The 21,625-nt window shown below is 71.6% G+C and carries 20 protein-coding genes and 1 tRNA gene; 13 read left to right on the top strand and 8 right to left on the bottom strand.

Features of this window, described 5'->3' with window-relative positions:
- The first annotated feature begins 40 nt into the window (after positions 1–40).
- The 3 genes from ACGFNI_RS02830 (at position 41) to ACGFNI_RS02820 (ending at position 4,120) form a co-directional block, all read left to right on the top strand.
- The gene (locus ACGFNI_RS02830) at positions 41–2,608 is read left to right on the top strand and encodes a phosphoribosyltransferase (protein ID WP_393680341.1); all 2,568 of its coding nucleotides are present in this window, start codon (positions 41–43) and stop codon (positions 2,606–2,608) included.
- Positions 2,608–3,423, top strand: a complete 816-nt coding sequence (locus tag ACGFNI_RS02825; RefSeq protein WP_393679940.1) for an HAD family hydrolase — start codon at positions 2,608–2,610, stop codon at positions 3,421–3,423. Before ACGFNI_RS02830 ends, ACGFNI_RS02825 begins: the two co-directional genes overlap by 1 nt.
- 238 nt (positions 3,424–3,661) lie before the next feature.
- Positions 3,662–4,120 carry a hypothetical protein gene (locus tag ACGFNI_RS02820; RefSeq protein WP_393679939.1) on the top strand — a complete coding sequence of 153 codons (459 nt, stop codon included), beginning with the start codon at positions 3,662–3,664 and terminating at the stop codon, positions 4,118–4,120.
- Positions 4,121–4,341: 221 nt separating this feature from the next.
- Here ACGFNI_RS02820 and ACGFNI_RS02815 read toward each other — a convergent pair whose 3' ends face one another.
- The 7 genes from ACGFNI_RS02815 to ACGFNI_RS02785 form a co-directional block, all read right to left on the bottom strand.
- Positions 4,342–4,554 carry a zinc ribbon domain-containing protein gene (locus ACGFNI_RS02815; protein ID WP_393679937.1) on the bottom strand — a complete coding sequence of 71 codons (213 nt, stop codon included), beginning with the start codon at positions 4,552–4,554 and terminating at the stop codon, positions 4,342–4,344.
- A 23-nt stretch (positions 4,555–4,577) separates the two neighbouring features.
- Entirely contained in the window at positions 4,578–5,570 is a 993-nt protein-coding gene (locus ACGFNI_RS02810) for a sugar kinase (RefSeq protein ID WP_393679935.1), read from the bottom strand.
- A complete protein-coding gene (locus ACGFNI_RS02805) occupies positions 5,567–6,187 on the bottom strand; it encodes a bifunctional 4-hydroxy-2-oxoglutarate aldolase/2-dehydro-3-deoxy-phosphogluconate aldolase (protein WP_393679933.1) in 621 nt (206 codons plus the stop codon). Before ACGFNI_RS02805 ends, ACGFNI_RS02810 begins: the two co-directional genes overlap by 4 nt.
- 140 nt (positions 6,188–6,327) lie before the next feature.
- Positions 6,328–7,473: a galactonate dehydratase gene (gene dgoD / locus ACGFNI_RS02800; RefSeq protein ID WP_393679932.1), complete on the bottom strand. Its 1,146-nt coding sequence runs from the start codon at positions 7,471–7,473 to the stop codon at positions 6,328–6,330.
- Positions 7,474–7,653: 180 nt separating this feature from the next.
- Positions 7,654–8,352: a FadR/GntR family transcriptional regulator gene (locus ACGFNI_RS02795; RefSeq protein ID WP_393679931.1), complete on the bottom strand. Its 699-nt coding sequence runs from the start codon at positions 8,350–8,352 to the stop codon at positions 7,654–7,656.
- 225 nt (positions 8,353–8,577) lie between these two features.
- Positions 8,578–9,345: a DUF4383 domain-containing protein gene (locus ACGFNI_RS02790; protein WP_393679930.1), complete on the bottom strand. Its 768-nt coding sequence runs from the start codon at positions 9,343–9,345 to the stop codon at positions 8,578–8,580.
- Positions 9,346–9,468: 123 nt separating this feature from the next.
- The gene (locus ACGFNI_RS02785) at positions 9,469–10,848 is read right to left on the bottom strand and encodes a hypothetical protein (protein WP_393679929.1); all 1,380 of its coding nucleotides are present in this window, start codon (positions 10,846–10,848) and stop codon (positions 9,469–9,471) included.
- Between the two features lie 142 nt (positions 10,849–10,990).
- On the opposite strand from ACGFNI_RS02785, the gene ACGFNI_RS02780 reads away from it, so the two are divergent.
- From ACGFNI_RS02780 to ACGFNI_RS02760, 5 genes are all read left to right on the top strand, one after another.
- Positions 10,991–11,062, top strand: a tRNA-Val gene (locus ACGFNI_RS02780).
- Positions 11,063–11,682: 620 nt separating this feature from the next.
- On the top strand, positions 11,683–11,910 hold the full coding sequence (locus ACGFNI_RS02775; protein WP_393679928.1) for a ferredoxin: 228 nt from the start codon (positions 11,683–11,685) through the stop codon (positions 11,908–11,910).
- Positions 11,907–13,298, top strand: a complete 1,392-nt coding sequence (locus ACGFNI_RS02770) for an NAD(P)/FAD-dependent oxidoreductase (RefSeq protein WP_393679927.1) — start codon at positions 11,907–11,909, stop codon at positions 13,296–13,298. The genes ACGFNI_RS02775 and ACGFNI_RS02770 overlap by 4 nt, the downstream gene beginning before the upstream one ends.
- A gap of 12 nt (positions 13,299–13,310) precedes the next feature.
- Positions 13,311–14,525 carry a cytochrome P450 gene (locus ACGFNI_RS02765; protein ID WP_393679926.1) on the top strand — a complete coding sequence of 405 codons (1,215 nt, stop codon included), beginning with the start codon at positions 13,311–13,313 and terminating at the stop codon, positions 14,523–14,525.
- 96 nt (positions 14,526–14,621) lie between these two features.
- On the top strand, positions 14,622–16,442 hold the full coding sequence (locus ACGFNI_RS02760; protein ID WP_393679924.1) for a glycoside hydrolase family 15 protein: 1,821 nt from the start codon (positions 14,622–14,624) through the stop codon (positions 16,440–16,442).
- A 50-nt stretch (positions 16,443–16,492) separates the two neighbouring features.
- Here ACGFNI_RS02760 and ACGFNI_RS02755 read toward each other — a convergent pair whose 3' ends face one another.
- Complete coding sequence (locus ACGFNI_RS02755; RefSeq protein WP_393679923.1) at positions 16,493–17,332, bottom strand: SDR family oxidoreductase; 840 nt, start codon at positions 17,330–17,332, stop codon at positions 16,493–16,495.
- Between the two features lie 341 nt (positions 17,333–17,673).
- Between ACGFNI_RS02755 and ACGFNI_RS02750 the strand changes: the two genes are divergently transcribed.
- The 5 genes from ACGFNI_RS02750 (at position 17,674) to ACGFNI_RS02730 (ending at position 21,616) form a co-directional block, all read left to right on the top strand.
- Positions 17,674–18,357, top strand: a complete 684-nt coding sequence (locus ACGFNI_RS02750; protein ID WP_393679922.1) for a histone deacetylase — start codon at positions 17,674–17,676, stop codon at positions 18,355–18,357.
- 177 nt (positions 18,358–18,534) lie between these two features.
- Positions 18,535–18,918, top strand: coding sequence for a WXG100 family type VII secretion target (locus tag ACGFNI_RS02745; RefSeq protein WP_393679920.1), 384 nt, complete (start codon positions 18,535–18,537; stop codon positions 18,916–18,918).
- A gap of 216 nt (positions 18,919–19,134) precedes the next feature.
- Complete coding sequence (locus ACGFNI_RS02740; RefSeq protein WP_393679919.1) at positions 19,135–20,163, top strand: hypothetical protein; 1,029 nt, start codon at positions 19,135–19,137, stop codon at positions 20,161–20,163.
- 89 nt (positions 20,164–20,252) lie between these two features.
- Positions 20,253–20,843, top strand: a complete 591-nt coding sequence (locus ACGFNI_RS02735) for a hypothetical protein (RefSeq protein ID WP_393679917.1) — start codon at positions 20,253–20,255, stop codon at positions 20,841–20,843.
- Between the two features lie 221 nt (positions 20,844–21,064).
- Positions 21,065–21,616, top strand: coding sequence for a DoxX family protein (locus ACGFNI_RS02730; RefSeq protein ID WP_393679916.1), 552 nt, complete (start codon positions 21,065–21,067; stop codon positions 21,614–21,616).
- Positions 21,617–21,625: the final 9 nt, after the last annotated feature.

The following is a 21,625-nucleotide window of genomic DNA, read 5'->3' as shown; positions in this document are numbered from 1 at the left end:
AAGCGGCGGGAAGCCGGTGAGGACACCGGCCGACGACACGATGGAGGAGAGAGAACGCGTGGTGTGGACGGGAGAATGGGTCGCTCGGCGGCTCGGAGTCTCGCTGAGCGGCGGGGACCAGCTGCCGGGACTGCTGGGTCTTGCGCTGCGGCGCAACCCCAAGCGGGCCCATCTGCTCGTGTCGCACGTGCTCGGCAAGCACGTACCGCAGCGTCCCGCGGTGGTGCACGGCGTCGGCGTCGGACTCGGCCGCAGAGTGCGCGAACTGCTCGGCGACGAGGCCGCGGCCCGTTCCGTCGTGCTCGGTTACGCCGAGACCGCGACGGGCCTCGGCCACTCCGTCGCCGACGGGCTGGCGCTCGCCCCGTACCTGCACTCCACACGCCGCCCCGTCCCCGGAGTCGAGCAGGCGGGCGGCTTCGAGGAGGAGCACAGCCACGCCACCTCGCACCTGCTGCTCCCCGAGGAGCGCGACCTGCTCGCCGGGGACGGGCCGCTGGTCCTCGTCGACGACGAGTTCTCCACCGGCAGGACCGTCCTGAACACCATCAAGGCCCTGCACGCGCGCTTCCCGCGCGAGCGGTACGTCGTCGTCGCCCTCGTCGACATGCGCTCCGAAGGCGACCGCAGGCACCTGGAGAAGTTCGCCGCCGACCTGGGCGCCCGCGTCGACCTCATCGCCCTGGCCGCGGGCACCGTCTGCCTGCCGGCCGACGCGCTCAGGCGCGGACAGGAACTCGTCGCCGCCCACGAAGTCCCGGACGGCGGGCGGCCTTCGGACCCGGACGCCTCCGCGACGACGGACCGCGGGCGCGCCGCCGAGCCCGTACGCGTCGCCCTGGAATGGCCCGCGGGGGTGCCCGACGGTGGCCGCCACGGCTTCACCCCGGCGCACCGCGAACGGCTCGACGCCGCGCTGCCCGCCATGGCCGCCCGCCTCCGTGACCACCTGGGCGGCGCGCGCCGCATCCTCGTACTCGGCAACGAAGAGCTGATGTACGCGCCGCTGCGGCTGGCCCAGGCCCTGGACGCGCAGCTCTCCCCGGCGGGCGGCATCGGCACGCTCCCCGCAGAGCAGGCCGCCGAGGCATGGGCCCGCGACGGCGCAGGGCCCGCCGACGGCCCCGAGGTCCGCTTCTCGACCACCACCCGGTCGCCCGTGCTCGCCGTGGACGACCCCGGCTACGCGATCCGCACCCGGCTCTCCTTCCCGGCCCACGACCGGCCGGCCGACGGACCCGGGCAGCGCTACGCGTACAACGTCGCGCCCGGCGCCGACCCCGCGCGGCGGTTCGACGCGATCGTCGCCGTCGTCGACGCGCACGGCGAAGGGCCCGAACTGCACGCACCCGGCGGGCTGCTGGACCGCCTCGCCGCGCACACCGACCGGCTGCTGTTCGCCGTCGTCCCCACGTACGTCCCGCCACAGCAGCCACCCCACGCCCCGCAACGACAGGCCCGCACCATGCACCTCCCCGAGCCGCTGCGCGGCCCCGCCTTCTCCTCCTACGCCGCCGACGAGGTCGGCTGGCTGCTGCAGGACCTGTCGTCGGTGACGCTGGAGGCCCCCACCGAGGAACGCGAGGAGGCCATCCAGAGCGGCGGCGCCCACTACGCGGAGTCGCTGCCCGTCGAATACCAGCCGTCGGACGCCTACCAGGCGCTGTTCCACAGCGCGTTGGAGACCTCGGCCGGCCGGATCGCCCGAGCCGTCGGCGCCGTCACCGAAACCGTGCTCGCCGAGCGCAGCGCACGCCCGGTGCTCGTCTCGCTGGCGCGGGCAGGCACCCCCGTCGGCGTGCTGATGCGCCGCTGGGCGCAGCACGCGCACGGCCTGGACCTGCCGCACTACGCCGTCTCGATCGTGCGGGGCCGGGGCATCGACACCACGGCGCTGCGCTGGCTGGCCGCCCACCACGACCCGGCGGACGTCGTCTTCGTCGACGGCTGGACGGGCAAGGGCGCCATCACCAGCGAACTCGCCGATGCACTGGAGGAGTTCCCCGGCTTCGACCCGCGGATCGCCGTACTCGCCGACCCCGGCGGCTGCGTGGCGACCTACGGCACCCGGGACGACTTCCTCATCCCGTCCGCCTGCCTCAACTCCACCGTCTCCGGGCTGATATCCCGCACCGTCCTGCGCGATGACCTGGTGGGCCCCGACGACTTCCACGGCGCCAAGTTCTACCGCGAACTGGCCGGCGCCGACCTCTCGCGGGACTTCATCGACGCCGTCGCCGCCCGCTTCGGCGACGTCACCGAAGCCGTCGCCGCCGACGTGGCGAAACTGGCCGCCGAGGACCGTGCCCCCACCTGGGAGGGCTGGGCCGCGGTCGAGCGGATCAGCGAGGAGTACGGCATCCACGACGTCAACCTCGTCAAGCCCGGCGTGGGGGAGACCACCCGGGTCCTGCTGCGCCGGGTGCCCTGGAAGATCCTCGCCCGGCGGGGCGCGGGGCCCGACCTCGACCATGTGCGCCTCCTGGCGGAACAGCGCGGCGTACCCGTGGTCGAAGTCGACGAACTCCCTTACACCTGCGTGGGGTTGATCCACCCCCGGTTCACCCGCGGCGCGACGGGCGCCGACGGCAAGGCGGTGGCCCTCTGATGCGCACCATCGTCGCCAGCGACCTCGACCGCACCCTGATCTACTCGGCCGCGGCCCTCGGCCTGACCATGCCGGACGTGCAGGCGCCGCGGCTGCTCTGCGTCGAGGTCTACGAGCAGCGGCCACTCTCCTACCTGACGGAGACGGCGGCCGGACTCCTCGCCGAACTGGCCGGATCCACCACCTTCGTACCCACCACCACCCGCACCCGTGAGCAGTACGGACGGATTCATCTGCCGGGCCCCGCACCGGAGTTCGCGATCTGCGCCAACGGCGGGCACCTCCTGGTCAACGGCGTGTCGGACCCCGACTGGCAGCGCACGGTCGCCGGCCGCCTCGCCGCGCGGTGCGCCCCGCTCGGCGAGGTCCGCGAACACCTCGTCCGCACGGCCGACCCGGCCTGGCTGCTCAAGGAGCGGACCGCGGAAGACCTCTTCGCCTATCTGGTCGTCGAGCGGGCGCTGCTGCCCGACACCTGGGTGAAGGACCTCACCGACTGGGCGGCGGACCGCGGCTGGACGGTGTCCCTCCAGGGCCGCAAGATCTACGCCGTCCCCCAGCCGCTCACCAAGAGCGCGGCCGTCGCGGAGGTCGTACGCCGCACGGGCGCCACCGAGGTCCTCGCGGCGGGGGACTCGCTGCTGGACGCCGATCTGCTGCTCGCCGCTGACCACGGATGGCGTCCGGGACACGGCGAGTTGGCGGACACCGGCTGGCAGGCCCCGCACGTCACCGCGCTCGCCGCACGGGGGGCCGCGGCGGGCGAGCAGATCCTGCGCGCCTTCCTGCGCGGGGCGACGGGCCGGGACGCCTGACGCTTACGGGCCACCGGCCGGCCCGGTCGTCCGGCCTGCGCGGTCGTCCGGTGCAGCCGGGGGGCCGGGCCGGCGCTGCGCACAGCCGATGCCGGGTGCGGAACCCCGGCACCGGCTGCGGCGGAAGGGTGCGGTCAGGCTGGCATCCCATGGAGCTATGGGTGCAGATCTTTACGGTGATCCTTGCCGGGGGTGCGGCTTCGCCCGGTCGCTCGCTCCGGATGACGCGGTCGGGCTGGTGAGGGAGTTCCCCGCCCGATTCTCCGCTCTCCTCGACGGCCGCAGCGGCCACGAGCGCCACCCGGAACTGGGGTGGACACCTGCGGGTTACGTCAGCCACGTCACCGACAACCTGCGGACCCGGGCCGAACGGCTGGCGGGCGCGAGGCTGGCCGGGGCGACCCAGGTGCCGGGCTATGACCAGGACCTCGTCGGCCGGGCGCGCTGCTACAACGAGATCGCGCCCGCGGCGGCCCTGTGGTCGCTGCAACGGGCCGTCGACGCCTGGACGGAGTCCGTATCGGCCGCGATGGACCGGCGCGTGGTGCTCCAGCACGCCACGCGTGGCCCCCAGCGAGCCGAGGACGTCGGCCGGAACAACGCGCACGACGGTGTGCACCACGCCTGGGACGTCGGCCGCATCCTCGCCCACGCCGACGCGCTCCACGGCGCAGGCCCGGGGCGCGTCCAGGGCTGAGCGGGTGCGGATCCGGTGCCCGGGCGACGGCGTCCGCGGCACGGGGTACGGCGCGGCGCGGGGCCTTCCGGGGCGGTCCGCGGCCCCGTTCCGGGCCGATGTGGATCCGGGCAGGTCAGCGGGGTACTACGGTGGGAGGTGAAGACCTCCGTGTGTGGTGTGTTCCTGGACAGCTCCATCACACCGGAGGTCTTCTTCGTGCATCCCGCCGGGCCGTGCGGCTAGCCGCAGCAGCCGCCACCGCAGCAGCCGCCACCGCCGCCGCCGGACGGCGCGGGGGCACTGGCGGAGCCGCCGACGGCGACCGTGGAGAGCAGCTTCACGGTGTCCTCGTGCCCATCGGGGCAGACGGCGGGGGCGGAGGACTCGGCCATCGGCCGGTTCAGCTCGAAGGTGACGTCGCAGGGGCGGCACCGGTATTCATAGCGAGGCATGGCCACAGATTAGCCGGGGACGGTCAGCGCACGACGGTGCCGGGCGGCGCGCCCAGCATGCTCAGCTCCGCGCGGGTCGGCGCGCCTTCCCAGTCGCCGTGCGAGGCCACCGCGAAGGCGCCGGTGGTCACGGCCCGTTCGAGACGTTCGTCAGGACCGGCGCCGTCCAGCAGGGCCGAGAGGTAGCCGGACACGAAGGCGTCGCCCGCGCCGACGGGATCCACCGCCCGCACCGGTATCGCGCGGCGGTGCAGCGGGCCGCCGGAGGTGAAGGCCGTCGCCCCGTCGGCGCCGAGTTTCACCACGACCTCGCCGGCTCCCAGCGCCCGCAACGCCTCGGCCTGCGCCGTGAGGGGCAGGGCGGGGCCGGCCGCAGGGGAGTCGCCCGCCGGGGGCAGGCAGAGCGGCAGTTCGTCGTCGGAGGCGATCAGGACGTCCGCGTGCGGCGCCCAGGCGCGCATCACCCGCGCGGCCTCCTCGCGACTCCACAGGCGGGCGCGGAAGTTGACGTCAATGCAGACCAACGTGCCGTGCCGCGCGGCCAGTTGGAGGGCGGTCTCCGCCGCCTCGCGGGCCGCGGGGCCGAGCGCCGGGGTGATGCCGGTGAGGTGCAGGACGCGCGGCGGGGCCGTGCCGAAGGCCCGCTCGACGGCCTCCGCCCGGAGCCGGGAGCCGGCCGAGCCCGCGCGATAGTAATGCACCCGCGTCACGTCCGGCAGCCGGGGCTCGAAGAGCAGCAGGCCGGTCGGCGCACCGGAGTCGACCGACGCTCCGGACACGTCCACCCCCTCGGCGCGCAGCGTCCGCAGCACGAGCTGCCCCGCCTCGTCGTCGCCGACCGCCCCCGCCCAGCGCACCTCGTGGCCGAGGCGGGACAGGCCGATCGCGACGTTGCTCTCCGCGCCGGCCACGGAGACCTCCATCGTGCCGCCGAGTTTCAGCGGGCCGCTGCCGCGCAGCGCCACCATCGTCTCGCCGAGGGTGAAGACGTCCGGGCGCTCCCTCACCGTGCTCATCGTGCGCACACCGCCGTGAACTCCGCGGCGCGACGGCGCAGTCCGGACAGATCGCCGCCGTCCGCCGCGTCGCCGATCAGCGGGGAACCGACGCCGACCGCCACCGCCCCGGCGTCCAGATAGGCGCGCGCCGCGACCGCGTCCACCCCGCCGACGGGGACGAACGGCAGCCCGGGGAACGGCGCGCGGAGCGCCTTCAGGTAGGAAGGACCGCCGACCGAGGCCGGGAACAGCTTCAGCGCCGTCACGCCCAGCGCATCAGCGGCGATCACGTCGGACGGCGTCAGCACGCCCGCGAGCACCGGGACGCCGAGCCGTACGGCCTCCTCGGCCCCGGCCCCGAGACCGGGAGTGACCAGCAGGTTCGCGCCCGCGTCGACGGCGTCGGCGGCGTGCTGCGCGGTCAGTACGGTGCCGGCGCCGAGCCAGGCGGTGTCGCCCAGTTCGGCGCGTGCCCGCCGGATGACGCCGAGCGCGTCGGCCCCGCTGAGCGAGACCTCTATCAGCGGGATCCCGGCCTCGGCCAAGGTCATGACCGTACGGAAGGACGCCTCGGCGTCCTTGCCGCGGATGATGGCCACCAGCCGCTCGGCGTCGAGCGCCGCGTTGAAGTCCATGGTCCGGCTCCTGCCTTCTCTTCTCTCGTGCTCCCGGCGCCGGTGCGCTGCGCGGGTCGTGCGGGGCGAGGGGTGTGGGGTGCGGGGTGGGGAGGGTGCGGGCGTGGGTCAGTTTTGCCGTGGGGGCTCGGGCCGGTGCGTCACCATTCGGCGAACGACCCGTCCTCGTACCGCCAGACGGGGTTGCGCCAGGCGTGCCCCTTCGCGTCGGCCGCGCGTACGGCGGCCTCGTCCACCTCGACGCCGAGCCCCGGCCGGTCGGTGCGCAGCAGTGACCCGCCGTGGAAGCGGAACGGCTCCGGATCCGCGACGTAGTCCAGCAGTTCGGCGCCCTTGTTGTAGTGGATGCCGATGGACTGCTCCTGGATGAGGAAGTTCGGTGTGGTGAAGGCGACTTGGAGGCTGGCGGCGAGCGCGACGGGGCCGAGCGGGCAGTGCGGAGCGAGCTGGGCGCCGTACATCTCGGCGAGGGCGGCGATCCGGCGGAGTTCGGAGATGCCGCCCGCATGCGAGATGTCCGGCTGCACGATCGCCACCCCCGCCGCCAGCGGGGCCAGGAACTCGCGCCTGCTGAAGAGGCGTTCCCCCAGGGCCAGCGGGATGTTGGAGGCGTTGACGAGGTCGGGGACGGCGTGCATCTGCTCGGAGAGCACGGGCTCCTCGACGAACATCGGCGCATACGGAGCGAGCAGCGGCAGCAGTCTGCGGGCGTTGGCGGGGGAGACCCGGCCGTGGAAGTCGAGCCCGAAGTCCCGTTCCTCGCCGAGCGTTTCCCGCGCGGTCTCGGCGCGCAGCAGACACTCCCGTATCTCCGCGCGGGTGGCCACCGGAGTCATCCGGCCGCAGCCGTTCATCTTGACGGCGGTGAATCCGGCCTCGATCTGCGCGGTCAGCGCGTCCCGGATCGCCCCCGGCTCGTCGCCGCCCACCCACGCGTAGGCCCGGACCTTCTCGCGTACCGGCCCGCCGAGCAACTGGTACACGGGCAGCCCGTGCCGCTTGCCCTTGATGTCCCACAGCGCCTGATCGAGGCCCGCGACGGCGGAGGACAGCACCGGGCCGCCCCGGTAGAAACCGCCCTTGGTCATCACCTGCCAGTGGTCCTCGATACGCGCCGGATCCTGGCCCAGCAGGTATTCGGCCAGCACTTCCACGGCCGCCCGCACGGGTTCCGCCCGCCCCTCGACCACGGGCTCGCCCCAGCCGACCAGGCCGTCGTCGGTCTCCACGCGCACGAACATCCAGCGCGGCGGGGCGAGGAACGTCTCGATGCGGCTGATCTTCACGGGACGGCCGTCCTTTCCTCCCGGCGCCGTGCACCGGCTCGCTACGTAGGTCTTGCGTGGTGCGTCGTGTGTCTTCGTCTTCGCCTGTGTCTTCGTCTCGCCGCCGTCGCGGTCTTCGCCGCATCTGCCGGTGCGTCGCGGAGGGTGCCGGGAGGCCGGGGCGCCGGTTGTCGCGTCCCGTCAGGGATGGTCGCGGCCGGACATGTCGAGCAGTGCGTGCATCGACAGGGATGCGCCCTCGGCGTCCCGGCTGCGTATGGACTCGACGACCTCGGCGTGCGAGGGGTGCGGATGCTCGAACGCGCCGGCGTGCACCGTGCGGTCGCGCTGGATCAGTACGGGCACGATCACCCGGTACATCTGCGCGTAGAAGCGATTGTGCGAGGCGGCCAGCAGCGCCGTGTGGAACGAGGCGTCGGCGCGCACCAGCAGCACGGGATCGCTGTCGGTCGCGGCCATCGCGCTGAGCGTCGCGTCGAGCGAGCCGAGGTCGTCCTCGGTGCGGTGCTGCGCGGCCAGCGCGGCGGCGGCCGGTTCTATCGAACGGCGCAGCGCCAGCAGCTCGGTGAAGAAGCCGGGCGAGGCGCCCGCCGCCAGCTTCCAGCGCAGCACGTCGCTGTCGAGGAGATTCCACTGCTCCTGGGGGCGGACGAAGGTGCCGCGCTTCTGCCGCGCGTCCAGCAGGCCCTTGGTGGTCAGCACCTTTATGGCCTCGCGCAGCACCGTCTGGCTGACGTCCAGCTCGGCCATCAGGCTCCGCAGGTCGACGATGTCCCCCACGCCGTAGGTGCCGTTGAAGATCCGCTTCGCCAGCGCTTCCACCGCCACGGCATGCACGCCACGCCCCGCGTACGCGGCGGGGCCCCCGGACTGCGGCATCTGTCGTCCCCCTCCGACGGTGCTGATCCCTGCGCGCCGACGGCCTCCGCTGCCGACGCCCCTCCAGATTCGCACAAGAAATAGTTAATTAGCAATTGTTTTCGAGATCCGTTTCCCGGCGCGCGAAGCGAAGGGCCGCCCGGGGCATGGGCTCCGGACGGCCCTTCCTGCTCGTTCTCCGCACGCCGCGCCTACTCACACGCCGCGCCTACTCACACGCCCCGCCTACTCGCGCGTGCGGCCCTCCCCGTGCGTCCGCTCCTCACCGTGCGTCCGCTCCGTACCGTGCGCCTCCTCCGCGACCCGGCGCCGGGCGGCTGTCTGCTGCGGCGTCGCTTCCCCGACGGCTGCTGGGCCCGCCCGGTGGGGCCCCACCACGGCCCGCTGAGCGCCGGTGGCGGTGCCGGGGTGCACCCGCTGATGCGTCCCCTCCCGTACCGCTTCGGGATGGCGGGCCCGCCAGTACGGGTTGTCGTGCGACAACCCGCCGCTGACCCGGCCGTACATCCCGAACACCAGCAGCATCAGGCCCACCACGAAGCTGAACAGCACGTTCTGGATCTTGAACGCGAGGAAGTTCGCGTCCGTTTCGAGCAGCGCCAGATTCACGAAGCCGCTCAGCAGGAACAGGACGCCCAGCACGATGTTGAGGGTGGAGGCGAAATTCCCGCCGATCACCATGCCGGCGAAGAGCACCACGCCCACGACGATGGACAGGACGCTCAGCGCACCGTTGGTGTTGAGCCCGGTGACGGTGGCGCCACCGGTGTCGAAGAAGCCGATCTTGTCGATCAGGCCGAGGATGCCGAAGGCGACCAGCACGAGCCCCATCAGGCCCGCGCCGACGCGGTAGACCTTGCTCAGACTGTGGTCCGTCGGCAGATGCTCGTCGAGACGGGTGTGACGCAGTTTGCCTCCGTGGAACAGGTTCGAGGGTCCGTGCAGGCCGGACGGCCCCACCCTCGTCGTCCCGGTAGCCCCAGTGGTAGCCATGTCCGGCCTCCCTCGCGCAGATGTGCCGCCTGGGCCGTACTCCACTCCAGGATCCGCCGGTATGCCGTACCGCGCCAACGCGCCGCCTCTCGGCCCACGCCTCCGCCCCCGGACCGCAGGCCCTCAGGCGCCCGCGCCGCCCCGTTCCTCCCGGATCTCCTGCACCACCCGTGACGCGGTCAGACGCACCGCCTCGGTCTCCGTCAGGAAGTGCCACCAGTCCGGATGCCGGCCCTCCAGGCCCGCCACCGCACGGTCAAGACGCGCCACCGCGTCGTCCAAGGGGCGGGCGTGCCGGGGATCGGGGGTGCTGCGCCCGGACATCGCCAGACGCTGGGCGTCCCGGATGGCGAAGCGCGTACGGTCCACCTCCTGCTGCCGGTCGAACGACACCGCGTCGAGCCGCTGGAGGCGGTCACCGGCCGCCGAAACCGCGTCCCCCGTGGTGTCCAGCAGCGCACGGACCGTCGCCAGCCGGCTCGTCGCGTCCGCCCACCGCTGCTCGTCCCGCGCCTGCTGGGCCTCGCGCAGCTTCACCTCGGCCTGCCGTACGGACTGCGCCGCCTGCTCAGGCACCTGCTGCAGATCCTGCCAGCAGGCCGCGCTGTAGCGGCGCCGCAGTTCGCTGAGCACCGGATCGACCTGCCCGGCACGGGTCGTGATCGCCTGCGCGCGGGTCCGCAGCGACACCAGCCGTTTGTCGATCTCCGCGGCCCGCTCCGGCAGCCGCTCGGCCTCCGCCCGCAGCTCCTCGGCCTTGCGCAGCACGTCATCGGCCCGCCGGATCGTCTCCTGCACGCCGTGCCGGCCCGCGCCTTCGTTGAGCTTGGTCAGCTCCGGCGCGAGCGACGCCAGCCGCGCCGCGAGATCGTCGGCCTTCAGCCCCTTCGCGCGCACCTCGTCCAGGGCGTTGCTCGCCGCGAGCAGCCCCTGTCTGCCCCGCTCGACGGCCGGCGCCAGCCGGGCAAGCTGCGTCTCCGCGGTCTGCAACAGCGGCCCCAGCCCCTGCGCGAACCGTTCGAGCTCGCCCTTGACGCGCTCCAGCTCCTCCTTGGCCCGCGTCAGATCGGCCCGCGCACGCCCTGCCGACGCGCTGTCCAGATCGTCACGGTCCAGGTCGTGGCTGTCCACGGCGGCGATGTAGCCCTGGCTGACCTCGTCGATCCGGTGGCCGAACGCCTCATAGTCAGCGGCGGCCTTCCTGGCGCGCGGGGAGTTGTCGACCGCGGTGATGGTCTCTATCGAGATCCGCAGCTCCCGCTGCGCGGTGTCCAGCTCGTAGAACGCCGCCGCGGCGGCATCCTTCGCGGCCTGCGCCTCCGCCCGCTGCCCGTCCCCGCGCCCGAACCAGCGCCGCGTACCGCCCCCGGCGAACGCCGCCGGAGCCGCCGCCACCAGCAACGGCAACGGCAGCAGCGCGAGCGCCACCAGGTCACGCACCGGCCCCCCGCGGGCTCGACGGCGTGCTCGCTGCTCGTGCGGCTGCGTGTCTGTCGCCGTCACATCCCTCTCCCGATCGGATCGCCCCAGAACCGGCTGTCATTCTCCCACTCGGGAGAAACGAACACACCGGCCGGTAAGTTCGCGATTCACCTACTGGCTTGCAGTTCAGCCCCAGCGGCAAGGTAGTCTGTCGGCTCGGCCAGGGCGCATAGCTCAGCGGTAGAGCGCTGCTCTTACAAAGCAGATGTCGGCGGTTCAAATCCGTCTGTGCCCACAGAGGAATAGCAGGTCAGAGGGCCCTTTGCGTCGATGCGCTGAGGGCCCTCCGCCTGGCAGCGCACATGCCGTACACGTCGGCGCGGTCAGGACGCCGTTTCCAGTGCCGATTCCCTGCTTCAGCGCGGCGAGCGCCTTGGCTGCCTTGTGTTGTGCGTGCCTCTGTGGGTGCCTCCTTCTCTGCCCTCTTGGTCTGGGCCACCGCCCGCGCGTGCGCCGCGTGCCCCGTGCGGTCCTCAGTCCGGACGTGTGCCATCAGCCCTCCTTCCGAACGGAGTTGGGCGCCCGCCTCATCCAGCACGAGATCGACCGCCTCGACGTGCCGCTGTACACGGCGCCTGATGTACACCGGCCGGCCAGGGTGCGGACGACCCGGGCGCGGGATAGGCTTTTGATGGCAAGGTCAGGTTCTCCAGGCGGTTTTGCAGACGCTGGGACCTCATTCGCGATGATCGAATCTTCCTGCGGAGACCTTTGACGAGCGCGGTGCGCCCCTTCCTTACCGCAGGGGTGAGCAACTGCCGAATCCCTTCCTCGAAGGCGTGCCTCGCGCTTTGGGCGCAGTAGTGGCGCCGCCTCAGGGTCCGCAGCTTCGCAGTCCCTGAAATGGAGTTCGGGATGAAAGTTTCCGTTGATCTTTCCCGGTGCCAGGGGTATGCGCAATGCGCGTTCCTGGCTCCGGAAGCCTTCCGGATGCACGGCGAGGAAGCGCTGATGTACCACCCGAACCCCGACGACGGCCAGCGCGAACAGGTGCTGCGCGCCGCGGCGGCCTGCCCGGTCCAGGCCATTCTGGTCGAGCTGTCCGAGGAGCGGGACGCGCCGGTGAAGGCGCCGCCGTCATGAGCAGCGCTGACACCCTGCAAGCGTTCAAGCGTGACGGCCGCATCGTGATCGTCGGGGCGTCACTGGCGGGACTGCGGGCCGCGGAGGCTCTGCGCGCCGAGGGATTCACCGGGTCGTTGACCATGATCGGTGACGAGGTGGGTGAGCCCTATGACCGGCCCCCGCTGTCCAAGCAGGTGCTGACCGGGTGGGTGCCGGCCGGGGACACCACGCTGCCACGACGTCGTGACATCGATGCGGAGTGGCTGCTGGGCGTGCCCGCCGACGGGCTGGACCTGGCGAGCAACCACGTGCATCTCGCCGACGGCCGTGAGATCCCCTTCGACCGGGTGCTGATCTGCACCGGGGTACGGGCCCGGCCGTGGTTCGTCGAGGCCGAGGCAGCCCTGGACGGGGTGTTCGTCGTCCGCACCCGTGAGCACGCCGACGGCCTGCAGCGAGCCCTCGCCGCCGGGCCCTCCCGCGTACTGGTCATCGGCGCGGGCTTCACCGGCTCCGAGATCGCCTCCATCTGCCGCGAGCGGGACATCCCGGTGACCGTCGCCGAGCTCGCGCCTGCCCCGCTGGTCGGGGCGCTCGGCGCCATGGTCGGTGACGTCGCGGCGGACATGCAGCGTGCCCACGGCGTCGACCTGCGTTGCGGCGTCAAGGTCACCCGGCTGGAGGGCGACGCGCAGGGGCGCTTTCGCCGCGCTCACTTCGCCGACGGCAGCACCATCGACGCCGACGTGGCGGTGGTGGCGCTCGGCGGCATCCGCAACACCGACTGGCTGCGGGAATCGGGACTGGCGGCAGGCGTATGGGGAATCGCCTGCGACACGGGCTGCCGAGCCCTCGACCTCAACGGCCTGGTCACCGACGACATCTTCGTCGCCGGAGACGTGGCACGCTGTCCGAACCCGATCTACGAGTACCGGCTCATCTCGCTGGAGCACTGGGCCAACGCCGTGGAGCAGGCCGAGGTCGCGGCGCACAACATGGTCAGCGCCCAGGCGGACCGCTGGCCGCACCTGTCCATCCCGGTGTTCTGGTCGATCCAGTTCGGCGTCAACATCAAGTCCGTCGGTGTGCCGACCTTCGCCGACGAGGTCGTCGTCACCCAGGGATCGGTGCCCGACCGCCGCTTCGTCGCCGCGTACGGATACCGGGGCCGCGTCACCGCGGCGGTCAGTTTCAACAACGCCAAGTGGCTTGACCACTACCGGCAGTTGATCGAGACGGCCGCGCCCTTCCCGCCGCCCTGCCCGACGCCCGACGAGCCCGCCGACGCGAAGCCGGTGGCCGTCGACTTCCCCGGCCCCACGCTGCTCGCCCAGGGTGCCACGGTGGTCGTCACCGGCCACGACCCCGGAGAGCGGCGCGTCACAGCCGCGTGGCAGCACCGGTAGGAGGGAAGCGACATGACCACGACCGAGACGCCCGACATCCTGCGCCGGATCCTCGACTACTCCGCCCGCGCCGACCCCTACCCGCTCTACGCCGAGCTGCGCAGAACACCGGTGGCCCTCCAGGAGGACGGCAGCTACGTCATCAGCACCTACCACGAGCTCACGGACCTCCTGCACAACCCGCATCTGAGCTCCGACGTCCGCAACCTGTTGCGGCCGATGCCCGCGACCGAGGGAGGTGCCACGCCGTCGTTCATCAACCTCGACCCGCCCGAGCACGACCGTCTGCGGCGCCTGGCGATGCGCCACTTCGGCCCCCCGCACGCCCCGGGGCTGGTGGACGGCATGCGGCCGGACCTGACCGCCATCGTCAACGGCCTGATCGACGACTTCGCAGGAAAGCAGCAGATCGACATCGTCGACGACTTCGCCTACCCGTTCCCTGTCACCGTGATCTGCCACCTGCTCGGCGTGCCACGCGAGGACGAACCGCGGTTCCACGTGTGGGTGAACGCCATCATCGACTCGATCGACTACGACCCCAAAACCGACCCGAAGGAGAAACTGGACAACGGCGTGCAGGCCAGGAAGGACCTGCGCCAGTACCTCGGCGGGCTGCTGGAACAACGCCACGGCCGGTCCGGCGATGACCTGTTGACGCGGCTGGCCAACGATGACGGGCCCGACGGGCGGATGACCGACGACGAGATCATCAGCACCGCCAATCTGCTGCTCATCGCCGGACACGAGACCACGGTCAACCTCATCGCCAACGGCATGCTGACGCTGCTGCGCCACCCGCAGGTGCTGCAACGGCTGCGCGAGGAACCGGACCTGATCGTGCGACTGGTCGAGGAACTGCTGCGCTACGAGCCCCCCGTACACATCATTCCGTGGCGGGCGGCGTACAGCGAGATCACCGTCGCCGACACCACCATCCCCAAGGGCTCACAGATCATGCTCATGCTCGCCTCGGGCAGCCGGGATCCGGAGCGCTTCCACGATCCCGACCGCTTCGACCCCGACCGGCAGGACAACCAGCACCTGGGGTTCGGCAGCGGCATCCACCTGTGCTTCGGTGGACCGATGGCCCGGTTGGAGACCCAGATCGCGCTGGACGCGCTGGTGCGTCGCCTGGACCGCCCCCGGCTGGTCACCGACCCGCCGCCGTACCGGCCGAGCCCCATCCTGCGAGGCCCCATCCATCTGCACGTCGAGCAGAGCTGACGGCTGGATCCTGAGCGTCAGCCCGCCCGGCACGATCAGCAGCACGACGCTGAGCAGACAGCGGGCTTCCGAGACTTCCGAGACTTCGGAGCCGTAATGGACCGCTACCCACCCATCGCCGAGCACGGCCTGGTGGGCGACCTGCAGACCGCCGCGCTCGTCTCGTCACACGGCGTCGTCGACTGGTTTGCCGCCCCCAGGTTCGACTCCCCCAGCATCTTCGCCGCCCTGCTCGACCACGACCGCGGCGGGTACCTGCTGCTGGCCCCCGAGCGTCCCGACGCGACCTGCAAGCAGCTCTATTACCCCGATACGGCCGTCCTCGTCACCCGGTTCCTGTCGCCGGACGGAGTGGGCGAGGTGGTCGACTTCATGCTCCCGGACCGGACCCGCACCGCCACCGACCGGCACACCCTGGTCCGCGGCATCCGTGCCGTGCGGGGGACCGTCGACTTCACCCTTGAGTGCCGGCCGCGCTTCGACTACGGGCGGGCCGGGCACGCACTCGAACTCGGCGAGAACGGCGCTCGCTTCCGGGCACCCGGGATCGACGGGCACCTGCGGGCCACTTTCCCGCTGGAGCGGGACGGCCAGGATGTGCGCGGAAAGGTGACGCTGCGCGACGGCGAGTCAGGCGGCGCCGTGTTCACCGTCTGCGCGTCCGGCGGCGAGGCGCCCGCACCCCCCACGGTCGACGGGCTCATCGGGCAGTTCGAGGAGGTCGCCCGGTTCTGGCGGCACTGGCTGCGCCGGTCCCACTACCGGGGACGGTGGCCCGAGCGGGTACACCGCTCGGCGATCACCCTCAAACTCCTCACCTACGCCCCCACCGGCGCACTGATCGCGGCGGCCACCACGGGCCTGCCCGAACAGGTCGGCGGGGAGCGGAACTGGGACTACCGGTTCACCTGGGTACGCGACGGCTCGCTGTCCGTGCGGGCCATGCTGGACCTCGGCTTCGTCGAGGAGGCCACCGCCTTCGTCCACTGGCTGGTGGACAGACTGCGCGAGCGTGAGGGCAAGGAGGGGGAGCCGCTCCAGACCATGTACCGGATCGACGGCAACCCGGACCTGCCGGAGGAGACACTCGGTCACTTCGACGGCTACCGCGGCTCCTCCCCCGTCCGCATCGGCAACGGCGCCGCCGACCAGCTCCAGTTGGACATCTACGGCGAGGCCCTCTACGCGGTCTCCCAGGGGGCCGAGATCGCGCAGCAGGCCAGCTTCGAGGGATGGCAGGCGCTGTCCAGGACCCTGGACTGGTTCGCAGAATCCTGGGACCGTCCGGACGAGGGCATCTGGGAAACCCGCGGCGGCCGTCAGGACTTCACCTACAGCCGGGTGATGTCGTGGGTCGCCCTCGACCGCGGGCTGCGCCTGGCCGAGTCCTTCCGCAGACCCGCCGACCTGGAGCGGTGGCGCACGGCGCGGGACGCCGTCTTCGAGCAGATCATGGCACGCGGCTGGAGCGAGCAGGAGCGCGCCTTCGTCCAGCACTACGACGGCGCGGTCCTGGACGCCTCGCTGCTGCTCATGCCCATGGTCGATTTCATCGCTCCTCGGGACAGGGCCTGGCTCTCCACGCTCGACGCGATGGACCGCAAGCTCGTCTCCGACAGCCTCGTCTACCGCTACGACCCGGCGGCATCACCGGACGGCCTGCGCGGCTCGGAGGGCACCTTCAGCCTGTGCACATTCCTCTACGTCGACGCACTGGCCCGTGCGGGGCGGCTGTCCCAGGCCCGCTACACCTTCGAGAAGATGCAGACCTACGCCAACCATGTCGGGCTGTTCGCCGAGGAGATCGGTCCGAGCGGGGAGCAACTGGGCAACTTCCCCCAGGCGTTCACCCACCTGTCCCTGATCATGGCCGCCATCACCCTCGACAAGGCGCTCGACGCGGAGGACCGGGGCTGACCCCGTAGCGCGCATGCGCCTTGCCGCTCGGGAGGGCAGCCGGGCGAAGGTCAGCCGCCGGTGTCGAAGCCGGGAAAGAGGGTCATCCCGCCATCCACATAGAGCGTGGTGCCCACGACGTAGTCCATGAGGTCGGAAGCGAGGGCGACGGCCGCGCGGGCGATGTCATCGGGCTCGCCGACACGCTTGTACGGGATCAGCCGCAGCAGGTCATCCTGAGCCTCGGGGGTCTCCCACGCGCTGCGGTTGATGGGCGTCTTGACGGCTCCCGGAGCGATAGCGTTCACACGGATCTTCTTGGGCGCGAGTTCCTGGGCAAGGGTCGCCATCAGCATCTGCACACCGCCCTTGGAGGAGGCGTAATTCGCGTGCCCCGCCCAGGGAATGATCTGGTGGACGGAGCTCATACAGATGATCTTTCCGGCCGAGCGGGACACCTCAGGGACCACCCCGCGGCGCAGAAATTCCTTCGCCGCCTCCCGGGCGCAGAGGAACTGACCCGTGAGGTTGACGTCGAGCACCTTCTGCCACTGGGCGAGCGTCATCTCGGTGAACGGGGCGTCGCGCTGCAGTCCGGCGTTGGCGACCATGATGTCGATCGTCCCGAACTCCCGGACCATCCGGTCCACCATGGCCACGACCTGGTCTTCCTTCGACACGTCCGCTTCGTACGCGGCGGCGCGCACGCCGAACGCCGTGATCTCGTCGACCACTTTTTCGGCCTCTTCACGACCTGCCACGTAGTTCACGACCACATCGGCCCCGGCCCGGCCCAGGCCGATGGCCGTGGCCCTGCCGATCCCGGAGTTGGCACCGGTGACCATCGCCTGCTGCCCCTTGAGCAGTTGAGCGGGGACCACACCCTGCGGCACATCCTTGGTGGAGCTCACGATCGACTGCCTCCTCGACTGCCTGCCGGCCCGCCGGACTGCGGGCCGGCAGGGTCCGATGGTCACGGAAGCACCGACGGCGGGGAGGGGCAGCCCGCGCAAGCCGCCATTGGCCCGCACGGCCGAGCAGCACCGCCCGGTCGGGCCAACGGCCCCGCTGAGGTCCCGCCACGGGGCCGTTGACGGTAGAACGTGACGGGACTCCCTGCTCCGTACGCCCCCGCAGGCGTCGCGAAGAGCGTCCGCTGCGGTGATGGCCACGATCCGTCCAGGGGGTCGCATGGCATCCGGTACGACGTATCGGACGGGTCGGTGTTCCCACCTGTGAGGCGCGAGTACGTATGAGCACTGTGCACACCATTGAGCCGGGACCGCTCGGCGACCTCAGTCCGCAGCGGGTCTGGTACACGTCCTATGGATCGAACATGCACCTGGGCCGGCTCGCCTGCTACCTCGCCGGCGGGCGGCCTCCAGGGGCGAGCAGGGTCTACCCGGGGTGCCGGGATCGCCGCATGCCCGCCGAATCGGTGCCCGTCGAGTTGGCCGGGAGGATGTACTTCGCGACGCGGTCGCCGGTGTGGGGAGGGGGGTGCGCCTTCTACGACCCCGCGGCGGAGGGGCGCGTCCTCGCGCGGGCGCACCTGGTGTCGGCGGCGCAGTTCGCCGATATCGCCGCGCAGGAGATGTACCGGGAACCGGGTGTCGATCTGGATCTGAACCCCGTGTTGTCGGAGGGCAGGGCGGTGATGGGGGAGGGCCGCTACGAGACCCTTGTCTGCGCCGGGAAGCTGCGGGGCCTTCCCGTTCTCACCTTCACCGCTCCGTGGGGGATCGGCGATGTGGCCTGGACCCCGCCCTCATCGGCGTACGTACGGTTTCTGGCCTCGGGGCTCCTTGACGCGGGGGCGTGGGATGCCGCGACGGTGGCCGCCTACGTCGCAAGCTGCCCGGGAGCGGCCGGGCACTGGACCGAGCGGGCAGTGGGAGAACTGATCCGCGGCCGGGGGCCGGCGCTCCCGCACTGACCTGGGGGTGAACGGGCCGGGGGAATGGGTTCTTTGGGGTCGGTGGCCGGTGTTGGGGGCGGTCCGGGCAGGGCTCGGGGAGGCGGTTGTGCGGCTGTGCCGTGAGGCCGCTGAGGGTGGCGTGTAGGAGATGTCAGGTACACGTAGTACTGCTAATATTTGACCGGGCATCAGCGTATGAGCCACGCGCACACCACGGGGGTAGCGATGGGTCTCGGGGAACTTTGGGACGACGGTAAGAAGCTGGTCGGCGACGTGGTCGAGGTCGGCAAGGACATCATGATGGCGCCGGCCGAGATCGCGCACTGGGTGCTGACGCAGATGTTCGGCGGCGGCGAGGCCGACCTCCAGAAGATCGCGGCCGAGCTGGCGAAGCTGAGCGCGGAGATGGACGGGCTGACCAAGGAGATCAACTCGTCTCTGGGGCAGCTCACTTGGCACGGACCGGCAGCCGACGCCTTCGCCAAGGTCGCCAACGGCCGCGTCAAGGAGATGAACAAGGTCTCCGACGACCTGTCCACCCTGGGCAAGTCGGTCGACCGGCTGGCGAAGGTCTACTGACAGCCGGAAAACGTCCACTGATGGCGGGCCGCCCTCTGTTGGGATCGACGGTCGTGGCGCGCGACGGCCGTACGGTCCGACGCTGAGGCTTGGCGCCGAGCGGGTGCGGTGGCCACCGGGCCTGGCGGCCAAGGGAGTTGGTGGCCGCGGGGTCCGGCGTTTTCCCGGTGTACCGCGGGCAGTGCGGTTCACCACGACATCACGGGGGTTGCAGGGATGGCAGGCGACACGTTCGGCGTCGAGATGGCGGAACTCGGCAAGATCGAGAAGGACTGGCAGACGGCCAGCCGGCGGATGAAGGAGCTGAACGAGCGGCTCGGGGAGATCAAGGAGACGCTGGCCAAGGCGGCGGCGATCGACCTCGCCACGGCGCCGCTCGCGCATCTCCCCGGCTTCGGCGTGGCCTACCAGGTGCTCGCGGACGTGAAGGAGATCGCGGAGCTCAGCGCGCGCCTGGAGGAGAGCAAGAAGCAGCTGCTTGAGGAGCTGTCGGCGGACGCCGAGAAGATCAAGAAGGTCAAGGCCGAGTACGAGGCCAACGAGAAGAAGACCGAGGACGACCTCAAGAAGATCAAGGACCCGGAGAAGGGTGACCACCCCACGCCGCAAGGAACCGGAGGCGGCGGTGGCGGCGGCACCGGCGGTGGCGGAGGCGGTGGTGGCACCGGCGGAGGCGGCGGCGGTACCGGGGGCGGTGGCGGGCCCGCTCCCGCCGAGGGGCACGGCGACGGCAAGTGGAAGACGGAAGGCAACTGGGACGCCTGGTCACCGGGCAAGCACCACACGACCACCGGCGCCGGTGTCCAGGACAGGCCCGACACGTCGGGGCTCCCGGCGGAGCGCAAGGACATCATCGACCGCGCCCTGGAGCGGGTGGAACACCGGATCGGCTACAGCCAGTCGGCGACCACCAACGGGTACCGGGACGACTGCTCGGGCTTCGTCTCCGCCGCCTGGGGCCTGAAGCCGCCGGGGCTGAACACGTACGGCCTGATGGGCGGCGACACCGCCCACCAGATCACCAAGGACGACCTCAAGCCGGGCGACGCCCTGGTCGCGGGCGACCACACCGTCCTCTTCGGCGGCTGGGCCGACTCCTCGCACACCAAGTACATCGCCCTGGAGGACAACGGCTCCCAGGGCACCGTCTCGCACGTCATCCCTTACCCGTACTACTCGGGCGACGCCGCGTCGGAGAAGGCAGGCGGCCACCCGTACCTGCCCTACCGCCGCAACGGTCTCTGAGGGATCCCGCGGAGTCCCGGCGCACACCCACGGGCGGCCCCGTGGGTGTGCGCCGGCGCCGTCCGAGGTCCGTATCGCCCCCGTCGAACATGAGAGAGAACGCCGACATGCTCACCCGCCGCCTGCTCGCCGCAGCCGCCCTGGCCGCCGCGCTGGCCACGCTCACCTCCTGCAAGAGCGACGACGCGACCGCCTCGCCCGGGGCATCCGCGTCGTCCGCCGCATCGGAGCCCGCCGCGTCGTCCGAACCGTCCAAGGCGTCCGGCCCGTCCGCTTCGGCGCCGGAATCGGGGGACAAGCCGGTCGACCCCGAGCCCTCGTTCGACTGCACGCCCCGGAAGATCCCGGCGGGCCACCGGATGGTGCAGGTCACGGCCGCCTCGTCCGGTGGCGCGCTGTCCGTGCGGGAGGCGGAGTTCGCGTGCGACCCCAACGGCGGGGGGTATGCGGGGACCGGCAAGGCGGCCCACTACCAGCTCGCCGCGGGCGCCACGGTCGAGCTGAGCGCCGGCGCGACCGCGTACCGGACGGTGCCCACCGCCGAACTGGCAGGCCACCTGACCGCCTGCCTGAAGCACCGGCCCGTCGAGCCGCCGCTCTCCTGTGCGGGCAACATCTACGAACTCACCGTGAACGGCTCAGGCGACGTCTCGCACGTCCGGGAGGTCTGGCACGCGTGAGCTGCGGGCCCACTCGGGCCCGGGGTGCAGGGCCGTGGACTCGTCTGTGTGACGGGAGTCCGCGGCCCTGCTGCTTTCGGGGCATGGGTGGACCCTGGAAGTAGGGGCGGGCCGGCTCCGTGGCTCGTATCCGTGGTTGTTCGTGGCGGAGGCGCTGTGTATGGTCGAAAGCAATGACTTGAAGTTTCAAGTAACTCCCGATCCGGAAAGAGCGGCTTTCGATGACCACCCCCCTCGGCTCCGTCCCGACCGCGCGCACCGGCGCTTCGGCGCTGTCCGCACCGTCCCCGCACGGCTACGACGTCGGCCTGCTCCTGCTGCGGCTGGCGGTCGGGCTCACGATGGCCGCGCACGGTTCGCAGAAACTCTTCGGCTGGTTCGACGGCCCGGGTCTCGACGGCACCGGGCAGTTCTTCACCGCGAGTGGCTACCCGGCGGGCCACGCCATGGCGGTGGTGGCCGGGCTGACCGAGACGCTGGGCGGGCTCGGGCTGGTCCTCGGGCTCCTCACCCCGCTCGCGGCAGCCGCGCTGGTCGGCACGATGATCAACGCGCTGGCCGTCAAGTGGGGCGGCGGCTTCTTCGCCCCCAAGGGCGTCGAGTACGAACTGCTGCTGACCGCCAGCGCGGCTGCCCTCGCCCTGACCGGCCCCGGCCGGTACGCCGTCGACCGCCTGCTGCCGGTCCTGAAGTCGCACCGCCTGCTGTACGGCGTTGCCGCGCTGGTGCTGGCCGTGGTCGTCGCCGGAATCATGCTGCTGGTCCGCGACTAGGAGCGGCTG

It is taken from the genome of Streptomyces sp. NPDC048644 (genome assembly GCF_043199105.1).
Lineage (GTDB): Bacteria > Actinomycetota > Actinomycetes > Streptomycetales > Streptomycetaceae > Streptomyces.
The sequence above is the reverse complement of the archived record's forward strand: the minus strand, read 5'-3'. Positions and strand labels throughout refer to the sequence as shown.